Raw genomic sequence first — 15,076 nt, forward strand, 5'->3', positions numbered from 1 at the left:
CCAAGACGATCGTTGTCTCTGCCTTAAGCAGTTTTTGTTGCTAGCAGTAACGTAAAAATCATTCCTAGCCAATAACTCGTCGTCCCCGCGAAGGCGGGGATCCATACTGAGCAAGAAAATTTGGTAGCTGGAAGCAGTCAGAATGCTTCAAAAATACCAACTTTTGACACTCAGTATGGGTCCCCGCCTTCGCGGGGACGACGGTTTTTAGGCCAGCAATACTATCTTGGACAGTAGTGCGCCTGCGCGGGGACGACGCTGATCAAGCAAACAGCCGATCCGGGCGCCGCACGAACCCGAACCGTGCCGGCGCCTCGTCCGCGCCGATGTGTTCGACCGGAATGCGCCGTTCCTGCCAACGCAGCGCCAGCGCGCCCGGTCCGCCGCCGAGCCAGGCCAGCACGGCGTCGTCACTGGCCGGCTTGCCATCCAGTTCCAGCGCCTGCAGCAATTGCGCGGCGTCGCGGTCGTCGACCTGGGCGATGCGCGCGCCCAGACCCAGCAGCCACTGCCCGGCCTCGCTCAGGAAGGCGCGCTCGGGCACGCCCGCGGGCGCGCCGGTGTGCAGCACCAGGCCGTGGGCCGGATCGGTACGCGCGATGAACGGCGTGCTTTCCAGGTTGACGTAGACCCGCTGCGGACCGTTCTGGAAATACCAGCAGCCGCGCTCGTCCGCCGCATAGTTGCGCTCGATGAAGCCGACCAGCGCTTCGTTGGCCAGCTTGTCGCCGGGCGCATCGGCCTGCTGCGCCGCTTCGTCGCGCATGCGCCAGGCGCCGCGCGCGTCCAGCCCCAGCCAGCCGTAGCAGTGGGGCACGTTCGGCCACTTGGCCATTGCCTGTTTTACGATATCGTCCATGCACTCAAGCTTGGCACAGTCGGCCGGCGTCCGGCGCGCGCATGTGGTCCGCCGGCGGATGCGGATCGGGTCGTCCCGCCACGTCGTCGAAGAAAGACAAGATGCGTCGCGGCAGCCAATCGATGCGGCCCGGGAAGGGACCGGTGGGAAAGCCGACGTGGCCGCCGCCGTCCGGGTATTCCAGCGTCACCGCGGGCGCTGCGCTGGCCGGCAGGTGGCGGCCGGGCAGGAACGGGTCGTTGCGCGCGTTCAGCACCAGCGTCGGCACGACGATGTCGTGCAGCACGTGCCGGGCGCTGGCGCGGTGCCAGTAATCGTCGGTGTCGCGGTAGCCGTGCAGCGGCGCGGTGACGACGTTGTCGAAGGCATACAGATCGCGCGCGGCCAGCAGGCGTTCGCGGTCGAATAGTCCAGGAAATTGTTCCAGCTTGGCCAGCGCCTTGGGTTTCAATGTTTCCAGGAACATGCGCGTATAAACGCGGTTCAGGCCGGTGGAGAGGGCGGCGCCGCCGGCCGCCAGGTCGAGCGGCGCGGACACGGCCACCGCGGCGTCGACGATGGCGGCGCCATGCTGTTGTTCGCCCAGCCAGCGCAATAACGCGTTGCCGCCGAGCGAGACGCCGGCCACGTACAGAGGGCCGCGATAGCGCGGGCGCAGGCGGCGGATGATCCAGTCGAGTTCCTCGGCGTCGCCAGAGTGGTAGAAGCGCGGCGCCAGGTTGGCTTCGCCGGAACAGCCGCGGAAGTGCGGGATCACGCCGTGCCAGCCGCGCGCCGCTACCTGCGCCATCAGGGCGCGGGCATAGTGACTGTCGGACGAGCCTTCGAGGCCGTGGAACAGCAGCACGCACGGCGCATCGGACGCGCCGGGGCTGGCGTTGGCGCTGGAGGCGGCAGGCGCATCGACCAGGTCGAGGTCGATGAAGTCGGCCCCGCACGGCGTGTCCCAGCGTTCGCGCCGGAACGCCACCGCGGGTTTGGCGATGCAGGTGGCCGGATAGATCGTCTGCAGGTGCCCGCCCGGCAGCCAGGCGGGTGCGCGGTACGCCGGCATCGCGGAAAACAATCCATGGCAATCGGCGCAGTAGCGGCTCATGGTGCGTCAGGGATGCATTCGATGGCCGGTGCGGCCCCGTCAGGGAGAGAAGATCAGTGGTGGCCCATGGCGCCCGGCGCCACATGGTACTGGGTGCCGCAGTACGGGCAGCGGGCGTTGCCGTCGTGGTCGAAGTCCAGGAACACGCGCGGGTGCGAAGACCACAGCGACATGGCCGGGTTCGGGCAGTAGGCCGGCAAGTCCTTGGCTTCCAGTTCGACAGCAGGGATGTTCTTCTGGTTCATTCACTTCTCCGTCAGCAAAATTAAACGCGCGCTCAAGGAACAGGATTTATCCGTTCCGCAAAGGCATGATTCTAACGGATTCACCCTGTTCGCCGGAATGGTCCGGTAGAATAGTGCAACGATTATTGTTGAGTAGAGTTTCTTTTCAGAAATTCACACGCTCTGTCACCTGCCTGCTTCATGTCCACCCGATTCCTGCCCGTCATTCCGCTCATGCGTTGTCATCGTTGCAGGACTGCGACATGAGCCTGCCGCACCGGGCCATGGGCGCGCCACCCATCCCGCACGAGTTCGACCGTCCCGACCCCTCCGCCTTCCGCGCCGGGTTGCAGACCGGCTTGCCGACCCTGTTCGGCATCGGCGCCTGGGGCATGGTGGTCGGCGTGGCCATGGTCAAGGGCGGCTTGACGGTGTGGCAGGCGGCCGGCATGACCCTGGTCGCGTTTGCCGGCTCGGCCCAGCTGGCGTCGCTGCCGCTGATCGCCGCCGGTGCGCCGGTCTGGGTGATCTTCGCCACCGCACTGGTGGTCAACCTGCGTTTCGTGATCTTTTCCGCGCTGCTGGGGCCGCATTTCGCGCACCTGCCGCTGCGCCAGCGCTTTTATCTCGGCTATATCTCCGGCGACATCAGCATCGCCTTGTTCCTGCGCCACTACCCGCAATCGACGCCGGCGCCGGGCAAGCTGTCGTTCCTGAAAGGCTTGATGTATCCGAACTGGTGCGCCTGGCAGATCGGTTCGCTGATCGGTGTGTTCCTCGGCAGCGCGGTGCCGGCCGAATGGCAGCTCGGCTTTGCCGGCACGCTGGCCATCCTGTGCATCATGGTACCGCTGATCATCAACAAGCCGGCGCTGGTAGGCGTGCTGGTGGCCGGCGTGGTGGCGGTGCTGGCGCATGCCTTGCCCTATAAACTCGGCTTGCTGGTGGCGGTACTGCTCGGCATGGGCACCGCCATGGTGTGCGAGGAAACGTCCAACAAGGTGCGCCGTGGCTGACTGGGAAATCTGGATCGTGATCCTGGTGCTGGGCGTGGCCACGGCGTGCACCCGCAGCACCTTCTGGCTGATCGGCCACCGCGTCACGATTCCGCCGCGCGTGCAGGAGATGCTGCGCTACGCGCCGGCTTGCGCGCTGGCCGCCATCGTCGGTCCGGACCTGGTGCTGGGACAGCAGGGCGAACTGCAGCTGGGGCTGGACAACCCGAAGCTGCTGGGCGGCCTGGCCGCGCTCGGCTATTACCTGTGGCGCCGCAACATGCTGCAGACCATCGTGTTCGGCATGCTGGCGTTCACGGTGTTGCGTCTGTGGCCGGCTTATTGGCCAGTTTTCGGGCATGGCGCCTGAGAGCCCGCTCATCCGCATGATTGTTTCTGTGCCTGTGCACGATGCCTGTCCTACACTTGTCTGTCACTATTTTGCTTGTGTATTCATGCTGGATTGCACCCGTCCGGAACCGGCTTCCGGGTCCAGGCTAAGGTAAAATAGCGATCTTGTTATCCTTGTCAGTTTCCTAACTACATACTGTTGCCATGGCCGTCCTCAATTTCACCCGCTTGCAAGACCTGATCGACCAAGACGCGCTGAAAGGCAAGCGCGTCTTCATCCGCGCCGACCTCAACGTGCCGCAAGATGACGCCGGCAACATCACCGAAGACACGCGCGTGCGCGCCTCGGTGCCCGCCATCCGCGCCGCGCTGGATGCCGGCGCCGCCGTCATGGTGACCTCGCACCTGGGCCGCCCGACCGAAGGCGAATTCAAGCCGGAAGACAGCTTGTCTCCGGTCGCCGCGCGCCTGTCCGAGCTGCTGGGGCAGCCGGTCGAATTGCAGCGGGACTGGGTCGACGGCGTCGACGTCGCGCCGGGCCAGGTCGTGCTGCTGGAAAACTGCCGCGTCAACAAGGGTGAAAAGAAAAACTCGGATGAGCTGGCCCAGAAGATGGCCAAGCTGTGCGACGTGTACGTGAACGATGCCTTCGGCACCGCGCACCGCGCCGAAGCGACCACCCACGGCATCGCGAAATTCGCGCCCGTGGTCGCCGCCGGTCCGCTGCTGGCGGCCGAGCTGGATGCGCTGGGCAAGGCGCTGGGCGCGCCACAGCGTCCGCTGCTGGCGATCGTCGCCGGCTCCAAGGTCTCGACCAAGCTGTCGATCCTGCAGAGCCTGGCCGACAAGGTCGATAACCTGATCGTCGGCGGCGGCATCGCCAATACCTTCATGAAGGCGGTCGGCCTGAACATCGGCAAGTCGCTGGCGGAAGCGGATTTGGTGAATGACGCCAAGTCCATCATCGACAAGATGGCGGCGCGCGGCGCGCAGGTGCCGATCCCGGTCGACGTGGTGTGCGCAAAAGAGTTCTCGCCGACGGCCGCCGCCACCGTCAAGGATGTCAAGGACGTGGCCGACGACGACATGATCCTGGATATCGGCCCGCAGACCGCGGCCCAGCTGGCCCGGCAGATCGGCCAGGCCGGCACCATCGTCTGGAACGGCCCGGTCGGCGTGTTCGAGTTCGACCAGTTTGCCGAAGGCACGAAGACGCTGGCGCAAGCCATCGCGTCGTCGCAAGGTTTCTCGATCGCGGGTGGCGGCGACACGCTGGCGGCGATTGCAAAGTACAACATTGCCGACCAGATCGGCTATATCTCGACCGGCGGCGGCGCCTTCCTCGAGTTCCTCGAAGGTAAGACGCTGCCCGCGGTGGAGATCCTGCTGCAGCGCAGCGCTGCAAAACAACCTTAATTGGTCACTATTCAAGGACTACCATGTACCGTGGCACCAAGATCGTAGCAACCATCGGCCCCGCTTCGACCGACTTCGATATCCTCGTCAAAATGATCCGCGCCGGCGTCGACGTCGTGCGCTTGAATTTTTCGCACGGCAAGGCGCAAGACCATATCGACCGCGCGGCCCTGGTGCGCCGCGCCGCCGCCGAATGCAGCCGCGAGGTCGCGATCATGGCCGACATGCAGGGTCCGAAGATCCGTGTCGGCAAGTTTGAAGAAGGCAAGATCTTCCTGAACAATGGCGATGCCTTCATCCTGGACGCCAAGTGGGGAGAGAACGGCGAACTGGGCAACCAGGAACGCGTCGGCCTCGACTACAAGGCGCTGCCGCGCGACGTCAAGCCGGGCGACCGCCTGTTGCTGAACGACGGCTTGATCGTGCTGGTCGTCGACAAGGTGGTGGGCCACGAGATCTATACCACGACCAAGGTCGGCGGCGAACTGTCGAACAACAAGGGCATCAACCGCCAGGGCGGCGGCCTGACCGCGCCGGCATTGACCGCCAAGGACATGGAAGACATCAAGACCGCGATGAGCTTCCAGGCCGACTACCTGGCGATCTCGTTCCCGAAGAGCGCCACCGACATGGAAATGGCGCGCCAGCTGGCCAACATCGCCGGCGAGCCGTTCGGCCACAAGCCGATGATGATCGCCAAGATCGAGCGCGCCGAAGCGATTCCGGTGCTGCAGGAAATCCTGGACGCGTCGGACGGCATCATGGTGGCGCGCGGCGACCTGGCGGTGGAAGTCGGCAACGCCGCGGTGCCGGCGCTGCAAAAGCGCATGATCAAGATGGCGCGCGAATCGAACAAGCTGGCGATCACCGCGACCCAGATGATGGAATCGATGATCGTCAACGCCGTGCCGACCCGCGCTGAAGTCTCGGACGTGGCGAATGCCGTGCTGGACGGCACCGACGCCGTGATGACCTCGGCCGAGACCGCGTCCGGCAAGTACCCGGTCGAGACCGTCGAGATGATGTCGGCGATCTGCGTCGAAGCCGAGCGCTCCGAATACAACAAGCTGGAAGCCGATTTCCTGAACGTGCAGTTCACCCGGATCGACCAGTCGATCGCCTACGGCACGCTGTTCACCGCGCACCACCTGCGCGTAAAAGCGATCGTGGCGCTGACCGAATCCGGCTCGACCGCGCTGTGGATGAGCCGCCACTCGATCGACACGCCGATCTATGCACTGACCCCGCTGCAGAACACCCAGCGCAAGGCTTCGCTGTACCGCAACGTGCAGGCCTTCCACCTGCTGCAGGAAGGCGGCAGCCATGCGGTCTTGCGCAAGGCCGAGGAACTGCTGATGCGCGAAGGTGTCGTACGCAAGGGCGACCTGATCGTTGTGACCTGGGGCTCGCCGATGGGCCAGGCCGGCGGTACCAATGCGCTCAAGATCGTGCGCGTGGGCGAATTCGATTAAGGGAATCTGAAACCTGGTATGCACGTGTAAATCGCGTCGTCCCCGCGTAGGCGGGGACCCATACTGAGTTCGCGTTCACGCGAATCATGTGATTTCGGTAGCGCTGCATGGGTCCCCGCCTTCGCGGGGACGACGTGTATGAGTTCACTGCCGACGTACAAGCTGGCATACGGTTTCGATATCCCCACACAAGTTTCTTTATTGTTTGGAGTAGCAACCATGGCACTCGTATCACTGCGTCAACTACTGGACCACGCCGCCGAACACGGTTACGGCTTGCCGGCCTTTAACGTCAACAACCTGGAACAGGTGCAGGCCATCATGGCCGCCGCCGACGCCACCAACAGCCCGGTGATCATGCAGGCGTCCGCCGGCGCCCGCAAATATGCCGGCGAAGCCTTCTTGCGCCACCTGATCGACGCCGCCGTCGAGGCCTATCCGCACATCCCGGTGGTCATGCACCAGGACCACGGCCAGTCGCCGGCGGTGTGCATGGCGGCGATCCGCTCCGGCTTCTCGTCGGTGATGATGGACGGTTCGCTGGAAGCCGACGGCAAGTCGGTCGCTTCGTACGAGTACAACGTCGAGGTGTCGAAGGAAGTGGTGAAATTCGCGCACTCGATCGGCGTCACCGTCGAAGCCGAACTGGGCGTGCTCGGTTCGCTGGAAACCATGAAGGGCGACAAGGAAGACGGCCACGGCGCGGACCGCACCATGACCCGCGAAGAGCTGCTGACCGACGTGGCGCAGGCCGCCGACTTCGTGGCGCGCACCCAATGCGACGCGCTGGCGATCGCCATCGGCACCTCGCACGGCGCCTACAAGTTTACCCGCAAGCCGACCGGCGACATCCTGGCCATCGACCGCATCAAGGAAATCCACGCGCGCATCCCGAACACCCACCTGGTGATGCACGGTTCCTCGTCGGTGCCGCAGGAACTGCTGGCGATCATCCGCGAATTCGGCGGCGACATGAAGGAAACCTATGGCGTGCCGGTCGAGGAAATCCAGGAAGGCATCAAGCACGGCGTCCGCAAGATCAACATCGACACCGACATCCGCCTGGCGATGACGGCCGCGATCCGCAAGTACCTGTTCGAGAACCCGGCGAAATTCGACCCGCGCGACTACCTGAAACCGGCGCGCGAAGCCGCGACCCTGGTGTGCAAGGCGCGCTACGTGTCGTTCGGCTGCGAAGGCATGGCGTCCAAGATCAAGCCAGTACCGCTGGACAAGATGGCCGAGCGCTATAAGGCGGGCGAGCTGGCGCAGATCGTTCAGTAAGCATTGCGCGTACGTTTGAAGCGTCGTCCCCGCGCAGGCGGGGACCCATGCCGCGCCACCGAAGTCGCTTTGCCGAATCTGCACCGGTAATTCCTGGCTGACGTTTTTTGTAGCTCAGCATGGGCCCCCGCCAAGGGGGCCGCCAAGGCCGGGGGCGACGGTTTCACATGCGCTGTTCGTAAAACCGCTATTACGCCATCCAGCCCTTTCAAGCTTGGCAGCCTTTACCCCGGAATGACGTAAAATATCGCTTTGGCACAGGCTCTCCCAGCCTGATCCCTCCCACCGGCGGCCATCCGCCGGTTTCGCTTTATCAAGACATCCCCTCTATGAAAAGCCTTTATCAGTCCACTATTTCCTCCCTGCCATTGCTCGGCCACGGCAAAGTCCGTGACAACTACGCCGTCGGCGACGACAAGATCCTGATCGTCACCACCGACCGCCTGTCGGCCTTCGACGTCGTCATGAACGAGCCGATCCCGGGCAAGGGCATGGTGCTGAACCAGATGAGCGATTTCTGGTTCGACAAGCTCGGCCACATCGTGCCGAACCACCTGACCGGCATTGCTCCGGAATCGGTGGTGGCGCCCGGGGAAGTGGAGCAGGTGAAGGGCCGCGCCGTGGTCGCCAAGCGCCTGAAGCCGATCCTGGTGGAGGCGGTGGTGCGCGGCTACATCATCGGTTCCGGCTGGAAGGATTACCAGGCCACGGGCAGCGTGTGCGGCATCGAATTGCCGGCCGGCCTGCGCCAGGCCGACAAGCTGCCGCAACCGCTGTTCACCCCGGCCGCCAAGGCCGACCTGGGCGAGCACGACGAGAACATCAGCTTCGCCGAGATGGAAGAGCGCATCGGCGCCGAACTGGCCGCCAAGATGCGCGACATCAGTATCCAGCTCTACACGGCCGCGGCCGACTACGCCGCCACGCGCGGCATCATCATCGCCGACACCAAGTTCGAGTTCGGCCTGGACGACGACGGCGTGCTGCACCTGATGGACGAAGTGCTGACCGCGGATTCGTCGCGCTTCTGGCCGGCCGATTCGTACGCGCCGGGCATGTCGCCGCCGTCGTACGACAAGCAGTTCGTGCGCGACTACCTGGAAACCCTGACCGACTGGCACAAGACCCCGCCGGCGCCAACGCTGCCGCAGGACGTGATCGACAAGACCCAGGCCAAGTACTTCGAGGCCATCGAACGCCTGACCGGCGAAAAGCTGAAGGCCTGACATGGCGATGGTAGAGACGATGCAGAACGGTACGGACAAGCCGCTGGTCGGCGTGATCATGGGTTCCAGCTCGGACTGGGACGTGATGCAGAACGCGGTGGCGATCCTTCAACAGTTCGGCGTGCCGCACGAGGCGCTGGTGATCTCGGCGCACCGCATGCCGGACGAGATGTTCGCGTATGCGGAAGGCGCGCGCGCGCGCGGCTTGCGCGCGATCATCGCCGGCGCCGGCGGCGCCGCCCACCTGCCGGGCATGGTGGCCGCCAAGACCATCGTGCCGGTGCTGGGCGTGCCGGTGCCGTCGAAATACCTGCGCGGCGAGGATTCGCTGCTGTCGATCGTGCAGATGCCGAAGGGCGTGCCGGTGTCGACCTTCGCCATCGGCGAGGCCGGGGCCGCCAACGCCGCGCTGACCGCGGTCGCCATCCTGGCCGCCGGCGACGACGTGCTGGCCGAGCGCCTGCAAGCGTTCCGTGCCCAGCAGACCGCCGCCGCCAAGGCCATGACCCTGCCGCCCGCGCCATGAACGACCAGCATTCCACGCCGCAGTCCGCGCAGCATTCCTCACCAGTGCTGCCGACCGCCAACCCGCCGGCCTGGCTCGGCGTGATGGGCGGCGGCCAGCTCGGCCGCATGTTCGCCCAGGCCGCGCAGAGCATGGGCTACCAGGTTGCCGTGCTGGAGCCGGGCAGCGATTCGCCGGCCGGGCAGGTGGCCCAGCGGCAGATCGACGCCGGCTACGACGATGGCGCCGGCCTGGATGCGCTGGCCGCGCGCTGCGCCGCCGTCACCACCGAATTCGAGAACGTGCCGGCCGACAGCCTGGCGCGCCTGGCCGAGCGCGTGTTCGTGGCGCCCGGCGCGCACGGCGTATCGGTGGCCCAGGACCGCATCGCCGAAAAGCGTTTCTTCGTTGCCTGCGCCGACAAATCCGGCGTGTTGCCGGCGCCGCACAAGGTGATCGCCGCGCAGCAGGACATCGACGCCATCGCCGACGAGCTGCTGCCCGGTATCCTCAAAACCGTGCGCATGGGCTACGACGGCAAGGGGCAGGTGCGGGTGCGCTCGCGCGACGAGGTGCGCGCCGCGTTCGAGTCCATGGGCCAGGTCACCTGCTTGCTGGAAAAGATGCTGCCGCTGGCCTACGAGGTATCCGTGCTGACCGCGCGCGGCGCCGACGGCATGTCCGTGGTGTATCCGATCGCCGAAAACGTGCACCGCGACGGCATCCTGTTCACCACCACCGTGCCGGGTCCGAACGTGTCGGATGCGTGCGCGAAACAGGCGCAGGATGCGGCCCGTGCGATCGTGGCCGAGCTCGGCTACGTGGGCGTGCTGTGCATCGAATTCTTCGTGCTGGACGACGGTTCCCTGGTGGTCAACGAAATGGCGCCGCGCCCGCACAACAGCGGCCACTACACGATCGATGCCTGCGTCACCAGCCAGTTCGCGCAGCAGGTGCGGGCGATGGCGCGCCTGCCGCTGGGCGACGTGCGCCAGCATTCGCCGGCGGTGATGCTGAACATCCTGGGCGACGTCTGGTTCGCGGAAGGCAGCGATACGGCGCGCGAACCGGCCTGGGAGCGCGTGCTGGCGCTGCCCGGCGCCCACCTGCACCTGTACGGCAAGGACGATCCGCGCCGCGGCCGCAAGATGGGCCACGTCACCTTCGTCGCGCCGACGCTGGAGCAGGCCCGGCAACAACTGGATGCCGCCTGCGCCATCCTGGACATCGCCCCTTGAAGAAGATGGAAACCAACCGACAGCAGGGGCAGGAGCCCTCCGCCGCCGACATCGACGCCGCCGCCGCACTCGCGGCGGGCCGACTGGTGGCATTCCCGACCGAGACCGTGTACGGCCTCGGCGCCGACGCCGAGAACCCGGCCGCGGTGGCCGCCATCTACGCCGCCAAGGGCCGGCCGCAGGACCACCCGGTGATCGTGCACGTGGCGCCCGGCGCCGCGCTCGACCACTGGGCCTGCGACATACCCGACGAAGCGCGGCGCCTGGCGGCGGCCTTCTGGCCGGGACCGCTCACCATGATCCTGAAACGCGCGCCCGGCATTCCGGACGCCGTCTCCGGCGGGCAGGACACGGTCGGCATCCGCTGCCCGTCGCACCCGGTCGCGCTGCGCCTGCTGCAGGCGTTCAAGGGCGGGCAGGGCGGGGTGGCGGCGCCGTCGGCCAACAAGTTCGGCCACGTCAGCCCGACCACGGCGCGCCACGTCATCGACGAGTTCGGCCCTCCCGGCGCGGGTTCTGCGCTGGCGGCGGTGCTGGACGGCGGCCAGAGCCAGGTCGGCATCGAATCGACCATCGTCGACCTGTCGCGCCTGGCCACGATCGGTCCGGTGCTGCTGCGTCCCGGCCACATCGGTGCCGAGGCGATCGCCGCCGTCATCGGCCGCATGCCGGCGCGCCCGGATGCGGCCGCGCCGCGCGCGTCCGGCACGCTCGAATCGCACTATGCGCCGCGCACGCCGGTGGCAATGCTGGATAAGGACGAACTGGCAACCGTGTTGGCACAGTTGACCGCTGCGGGACGCAAGCTGGCGCTGATCCATCATGCCGCCTCGCCCGCGGGCGTGCGCGCCCACCTGCAGTTGCCGGCCACGCCCGAAGGCTATGCGCACGCGCTGTATGCGGCGCTGCGCGCGATGGACGGCGCCGGCGCCGACCTGATCCTGGTCGAGGCGCCGCCGCAGGACGATGCCTGGCTGGGCGTCAACGACCGCCTGCGCCGCGCCGCGCACGGCTCGAGCGGCGTGATTGCGCGTCTGATAAACAACACACTCGCATCGTAATTTCCTCGGGGACTTTTCAAAATCCCCGGCGCGGTGCATGCTTTGCGGAAATGCCGCCGCAACATGGCCGCGCTTTGCGCTCGATCAAAACGTATTCCTCCCGGTTAGCGCGATGCGCCGGCGTCGAACGGCGTCTCTACGTGCCGGCGGCGCAGGCCGCGCCGGCGCTCGTCTCCGGCGCCCGGCGCCGGTCCCATGCAGCCCGGCCAGCTCCGGCCTCCATGTGCCATCCACGCAATCCACCCTGAATCGTCATCGAAGGAACACCATGCGTCCGTTTTCCACCCTGGCTGCCGGCCTCGGCCTGGGCTTTTTGCTTGCCGCCTGCGGCGGCGGCACCACCACCGGCGGCACCCCGGCCGGGGTCGCCAATCCCGCGCCCTTGCCCGGCGTCACGCGCGGCAGCCTGGTCGGCCAGGCCGCATCGGTCGCCGTCAATGTCGGCGGCAACGCCTTGACCACGCTGTCGCCGTCGGTGCTGGCCGGCTTCCTGGAATCGGCCCAGCAGGGCACGCTGGCGGTGGCCGGCCAGCCGCAGTGCGCGGTGTCGGTGTACCGCGTGCACTACAACACCGTCGGCGGGGCGGGCGAGGCGACCGACGCCAGCGCCGCCGTGTTCGTGCCTTCGGGCAGCGGCAATTCTTGCGCCAATTCGCGTCCGGTGCTGCTGTACGCGCACGGCACCTCGTTACAGAAATCCTACGACATGGCCGACATCGCCAACAATACCGAGGCGCGCCTGGCCGCGGCCGTGTTCGCGGCGCAGGGCTTCATCGTGGTGGCGCCCAACTACGCCGGCTACGGCGGTTCTAGCCTGGGCTACCACGCCTATCTCGACCGCGTGCAGCAGTCGGCCGACATGATCGATGCGCTGCGCGCGGCGCGCAGTTCGTTCACGGCGATCGGCGCGCGCGACTCCGGCAAGCTGGTGCTGTCCGGCTATTCGCAGGGAGGCTACGTGGCGCTGGCGACCCAGCGCGCGATGCAGGACCTCGGCACCGCCGAATTCACGCCGAGCGCGGTGGGCGGCATGTCCGGCCCGTACGCCTTGAGCCGCTTCGGCGACGAGCTGTTCGGCGGCGCGCCACGCAACGGCGCCACCGTCATCGTTCCCTTGATCATCAACGCCGGCCAGCACGCCAGCGCCGCGCTGTATAACACGCCGGCCGACGTCTACGAGGCGCCGTATTTCGCCACCATCGCCGACCTGGTGCCGGGCACCCTCGGCAGCGGCGACCTGGTCGGCCAGGGCAAGCTGCCGGCCACGGCCCTGTTCGCGGCCGATTCCTTGCCGCAGAGCACCGGCTATACCCAGTACTTCGGCGCCGGCAACCTGATCCGCAGCGCTTACCGCGCCGGCTACCTGGCCGACGTGGCGGCGCACCCGTGCGAGCAAAGCGCGGCGGCGCCGCTGTCATGCGCGCCCGCGCACAACCTGCGCAAGTGGCTGATCCGCAACGACCTGCGCAGCTATGCGCCGGGCGCGCCGACGCTGCTGTGCGGCGGCCACGACGACCCCACCGTACCGTATTTCAATACCAGCACGGCCGGCGCCTATTTCCGCGCGCGCGGCGCCAACGTGACCGAGCTCGATATCGACGACACGCCCGGCCTGAACGATCCGTACCGCACAGCCAAGGCCGGCTTCGTGGCGGCCAAGGCGGTGCTGCGGCTGGCGTCCGGCAGCGCCGCGGTGGAGGCGAGTTACCACGCCGGCCTGGTGGCGCCTTTCTGCATGGCTGCAACACGCGACTATTTTCAGTCGGTATTGTCGCGTTAATCGGTGGCAACGACTTGAGTGCCGTTGCTATAATCCCAGCGCTGTCGAAACCGGCCGTTCACGATGTCGAAGCTGTTGTATTGCAGGCGTGGGACAAAATCCTTTTCGCTATACAAGCGAATTAAACACTGGCATAGTTATCGAAAAGCGAATAGCACGGGCGTTCGTTTCGAATAACAAATCTACTTAGGAGACACAATGCGTAAGACCTCATTTGCGCTCGCGCTGTTGACTGCCGCGGTGCTCGCGGCCTGCGGCGGCAACGGCCCGCGCGGCGGCGACCAGACCCCGGCAACCAAGTTCAGCGCCCAGGTCACGTTCGGCGACAGCCTGTCCGACGTCGGCACCTATGCCGTCGGCACCGTCAAGGCCCTCGGCGGCGGCAAGTTCACCATCAACGGCGACAACACCACGGTCAATCCGGAATTCACCGGCAAGAACTGGACCGAATACGTGGCGGCCCAGCTCGGCCTGCCGGCGCCGTGCGCCGCCCAGACCGGCCTGAACGGCAGTGCCGCCGCAGGCTTCTCGGTCCCGGTCACCTTCAACACCAACTGCTACAACTATGCCCAGGGCGGCTCGCGCGTGACCGCGCCGATCGGCCCCAACAACGCAGCGGTGAACCCGACCCTCGGCCTGACCACGGTGCCGGTCGTGACCCAGATCGCCAACCACCTGGCCAAGAGCGGCGGCAAGTTCAGCGGCACCGAAGTGGTGACCGTGCTGGCCGGCGGCAACGACGTGTTGTTCCAGCTGGGCGCCCTGCAGACGGCGGCCACCGCCGCCGGCACGGCCGCCGGCGCCACCGCCTTCGCCACCTCGCTGGCCACCCAGCTGGCCGCCGGCGCGACCAACCCGGCCACCGCCGCGCAATCGATCGGCCTGGCGATCCAGACCGAAGCCGCGCGCACCGGCCATACCGACACCACCATCGTGCAGGCCGCCGTCGGCGCCGCCGTCCAGGCCGGCTACACCGCCGCCGCGCAACCGGCCGTGTACGGTCCGATCGTCGCCAAGGCGCAAGCCGCCGCCACCGCCGCCGGCACCACCGCGGGCGCCAACTACGCCGCCGCCAACGGCGCCGCCATCGTCACCGCGCTCGGCACTGCCGGCGCCGAACTGGCGGCCCTGGTCAAGAACCAGATCATCGCCAAGGGCGCCAACTACGTGGTGGTGAACGCGCTGCCGGACGTCGCCGGCACCCCGTCGGGCAAGGCGCAGTCGGCCGATACCCAGAAGCTGATCGCCGCCGCCGTCGACGCCTTCAACACCCAGCTGAAGAACGGCATCGCCGGCGAGACCAAGGCGCTGTACGTCGACCTGTACGCCATCAGCCACGACCAGGTGACCAACCCGGCCCCGTACGGCCTGACCAACACCACCACCCCGGCCTGCGGCCCGAACCAGCTCGGCACCAGCTCGCTGGTCTGCACCAAGTCCAACGTGATCGCCGGCGACGTCAGCCACTACATGTTCGCCGACGAGATCCACCCGACCCCGTTCGAGAACTCGCTGATCGCGCGCTACGTGCTGCTGCAGATGAGCGGCAAGGGCTGGCTGTAACCGTCA

At 66.7% G+C, this 15,076-nt stretch carries 14 protein-coding genes; 11 read left to right on the forward strand and 3 right to left on the reverse strand.

Annotated elements, in window-relative coordinates; genetic code table 11:
* Window positions 1-262: 262 nt before the first annotated feature.
* Genes HH212_RS10730 through HH212_RS10740 form a run of 3 tightly spaced genes read right to left on the reverse strand, consistent with a single transcriptional unit; the run spans window position 263 to window position 2,200 of the window.
* Window positions 263-859, reverse strand: a complete 597-nt coding sequence (locus HH212_RS10730; RefSeq protein ID WP_170202468.1) for a DUF2946 family protein — start codon at window positions 857-859, stop codon at window positions 263-265.
* Window positions 860-863: 4 nt separating this feature from the next.
* Window positions 864-1,955 (reverse strand): YheT family hydrolase, encoded by a 1,092-nt coding sequence (locus HH212_RS10735; protein ID WP_229217662.1) that lies wholly within the window; start codon window positions 1,953-1,955, stop codon window positions 864-866.
* Window positions 1,956-2,008: 53 nt separating this feature from the next.
* A complete protein-coding gene (locus HH212_RS10740; protein WP_170202469.1) occupies window positions 2,009-2,200 on the reverse strand; it encodes a zinc-finger domain-containing protein in 192 nt (63 codons plus the stop codon).
* A gap of 242 nt (window positions 2,201-2,442) precedes the next feature.
* Here HH212_RS10740 and HH212_RS10745 point away from each other — a divergent pair, with 242 nt between their 5' ends.
* The 11 genes from HH212_RS10745 (at window position 2,443) to HH212_RS10795 (ending at window position 15,070) form a co-directional block, all read left to right on the forward strand.
* Window positions 2,443-3,195, forward strand: a complete 753-nt coding sequence (locus HH212_RS10745; RefSeq protein ID WP_229217663.1) for an AzlC family ABC transporter permease — start codon at window positions 2,443-2,445, stop codon at window positions 3,193-3,195.
* Complete coding sequence (locus HH212_RS10750) at window positions 3,188-3,544, forward strand: AzlD domain-containing protein (RefSeq protein ID WP_170202470.1); 357 nt, start codon at window positions 3,188-3,190, stop codon at window positions 3,542-3,544. Before HH212_RS10745 ends, HH212_RS10750 begins: the two co-directional genes overlap by 8 nt.
* Window positions 3,545-3,729: 185 nt before the next feature.
* The gene (locus tag HH212_RS10755; RefSeq protein WP_170202471.1) at window positions 3,730-4,941 is read left to right on the forward strand and encodes a phosphoglycerate kinase; all 1,212 of its coding nucleotides are present in this window, start codon (window positions 3,730-3,732) and stop codon (window positions 4,939-4,941) included.
* A gap of 23 nt (window positions 4,942-4,964) precedes the next feature.
* Complete coding sequence (pyk, locus tag HH212_RS10760) at window positions 4,965-6,413, forward strand: pyruvate kinase (protein WP_170202472.1); 1,449 nt, start codon at window positions 4,965-4,967, stop codon at window positions 6,411-6,413.
* A 219-nt stretch (window positions 6,414-6,632) separates the two neighbouring features.
* The gene (gene fba / locus HH212_RS10765) at window positions 6,633-7,697 is read left to right on the forward strand and encodes a class II fructose-bisphosphate aldolase (RefSeq protein WP_170202473.1); all 1,065 of its coding nucleotides are present in this window, start codon (window positions 6,633-6,635) and stop codon (window positions 7,695-7,697) included.
* A gap of 329 nt (window positions 7,698-8,026) precedes the next feature.
* Complete coding sequence (locus HH212_RS10770) at window positions 8,027-8,923, forward strand: phosphoribosylaminoimidazolesuccinocarboxamide synthase (protein WP_170202474.1); 897 nt, start codon at window positions 8,027-8,029, stop codon at window positions 8,921-8,923.
* Window positions 8,924-8,930: 7 nt separating this feature from the next.
* Window positions 8,931-9,449 carry a 5-(carboxyamino)imidazole ribonucleotide mutase gene (purE, locus tag HH212_RS10775; RefSeq protein WP_229217664.1) on the forward strand — a complete coding sequence of 173 codons (519 nt, stop codon included), beginning with the start codon at window positions 8,931-8,933 and terminating at the stop codon, window positions 9,447-9,449.
* Window positions 9,446-10,666, forward strand: coding sequence for a 5-(carboxyamino)imidazole ribonucleotide synthase (locus tag HH212_RS10780; protein WP_170202475.1), 1,221 nt, complete (start codon window positions 9,446-9,448; stop codon window positions 10,664-10,666). The genes purE and HH212_RS10780 overlap by 4 nt, the downstream gene beginning before the upstream one ends.
* Window positions 10,667-10,671: 5 nt before the next feature.
* Complete coding sequence (locus HH212_RS10785; protein WP_170202476.1) at window positions 10,672-11,727, forward strand: L-threonylcarbamoyladenylate synthase; 1,056 nt, start codon at window positions 10,672-10,674, stop codon at window positions 11,725-11,727.
* 268 nt (window positions 11,728-11,995) lie between these two features.
* A complete protein-coding gene (locus HH212_RS10790) occupies window positions 11,996-13,507 on the forward strand; it encodes an alpha/beta hydrolase family protein (RefSeq protein WP_170202477.1) in 1,512 nt (503 codons plus the stop codon).
* Window positions 13,508-13,705: 198 nt separating this feature from the next.
* Window positions 13,706-15,070 carry an SGNH/GDSL hydrolase family protein gene (locus HH212_RS10795; protein ID WP_170202478.1) on the forward strand — a complete coding sequence of 455 codons (1,365 nt, stop codon included), beginning with the start codon at window positions 13,706-13,708 and terminating at the stop codon, window positions 15,068-15,070.
* The last annotated feature ends 6 nt before the right edge of the window (window positions 15,071-15,076 follow it).

It is taken from the genome of Massilia forsythiae (assembly GCF_012849555.1).
GTDB lineage: Bacteria > Pseudomonadota > Gammaproteobacteria > Burkholderiales > Burkholderiaceae_D > Telluria > Telluria forsythiae.

Coding starts and splice junctions, on each gene's coding strand:
- HH212_RS10780 (WP_170202475.1), top strand. CDS start 9,446: ATGAACGACCAGCATTCCACGCCGCAGTCCGCGCAGCATTCCTCACCA.
- pyk (WP_170202472.1), top strand. CDS start 4,965: ATGTACCGTGGCACCAAGATCGTAGCAACCATCGGCCCCGCTTCGACC.
- HH212_RS10755 (WP_170202471.1), top strand. CDS start 3,730: ATGGCCGTCCTCAATTTCACCCGCTTGCAAGACCTGATCGACCAAGAC.
- HH212_RS10785 (WP_170202476.1), top strand. CDS start 10,672: ATGGAAACCAACCGACAGCAGGGGCAGGAGCCCTCCGCCGCCGACATC.
- HH212_RS10795 (WP_170202478.1), top strand. CDS start 13,706: ATGCGTAAGACCTCATTTGCGCTCGCGCTGTTGACTGCCGCGGTGCTC.
- fba (WP_170202473.1), top strand. CDS start 6,633: ATGGCACTCGTATCACTGCGTCAACTACTGGACCACGCCGCCGAACAC.
- purE (WP_229217664.1), top strand. CDS start 8,931: ATGGTAGAGACGATGCAGAACGGTACGGACAAGCCGCTGGTCGGCGTG.
- HH212_RS10770 (WP_170202474.1), top strand. CDS start 8,027: ATGAAAAGCCTTTATCAGTCCACTATTTCCTCCCTGCCATTGCTCGGC.
- HH212_RS10735 (WP_229217662.1), bottom strand. CDS start 1,955: ATGAGCCGCTACTGCGCCGATTGCCATGGATTGTTTTCCGCGATGCCG.
- HH212_RS10730 (WP_170202468.1), bottom strand. CDS start 859: ATGGACGATATCGTAAAACAGGCAATGGCCAAGTGGCCGAACGTGCCC.
- HH212_RS10740 (WP_170202469.1), bottom strand. CDS start 2,200: ATGAACCAGAAGAACATCCCTGCTGTCGAACTGGAAGCCAAGGACTTG.
- HH212_RS10745 (WP_229217663.1), top strand. CDS start 2,443: ATGAGCCTGCCGCACCGGGCCATGGGCGCGCCACCCATCCCGCACGAG.
- HH212_RS10790 (WP_170202477.1), top strand. CDS start 11,996: ATGCGTCCGTTTTCCACCCTGGCTGCCGGCCTCGGCCTGGGCTTTTTG.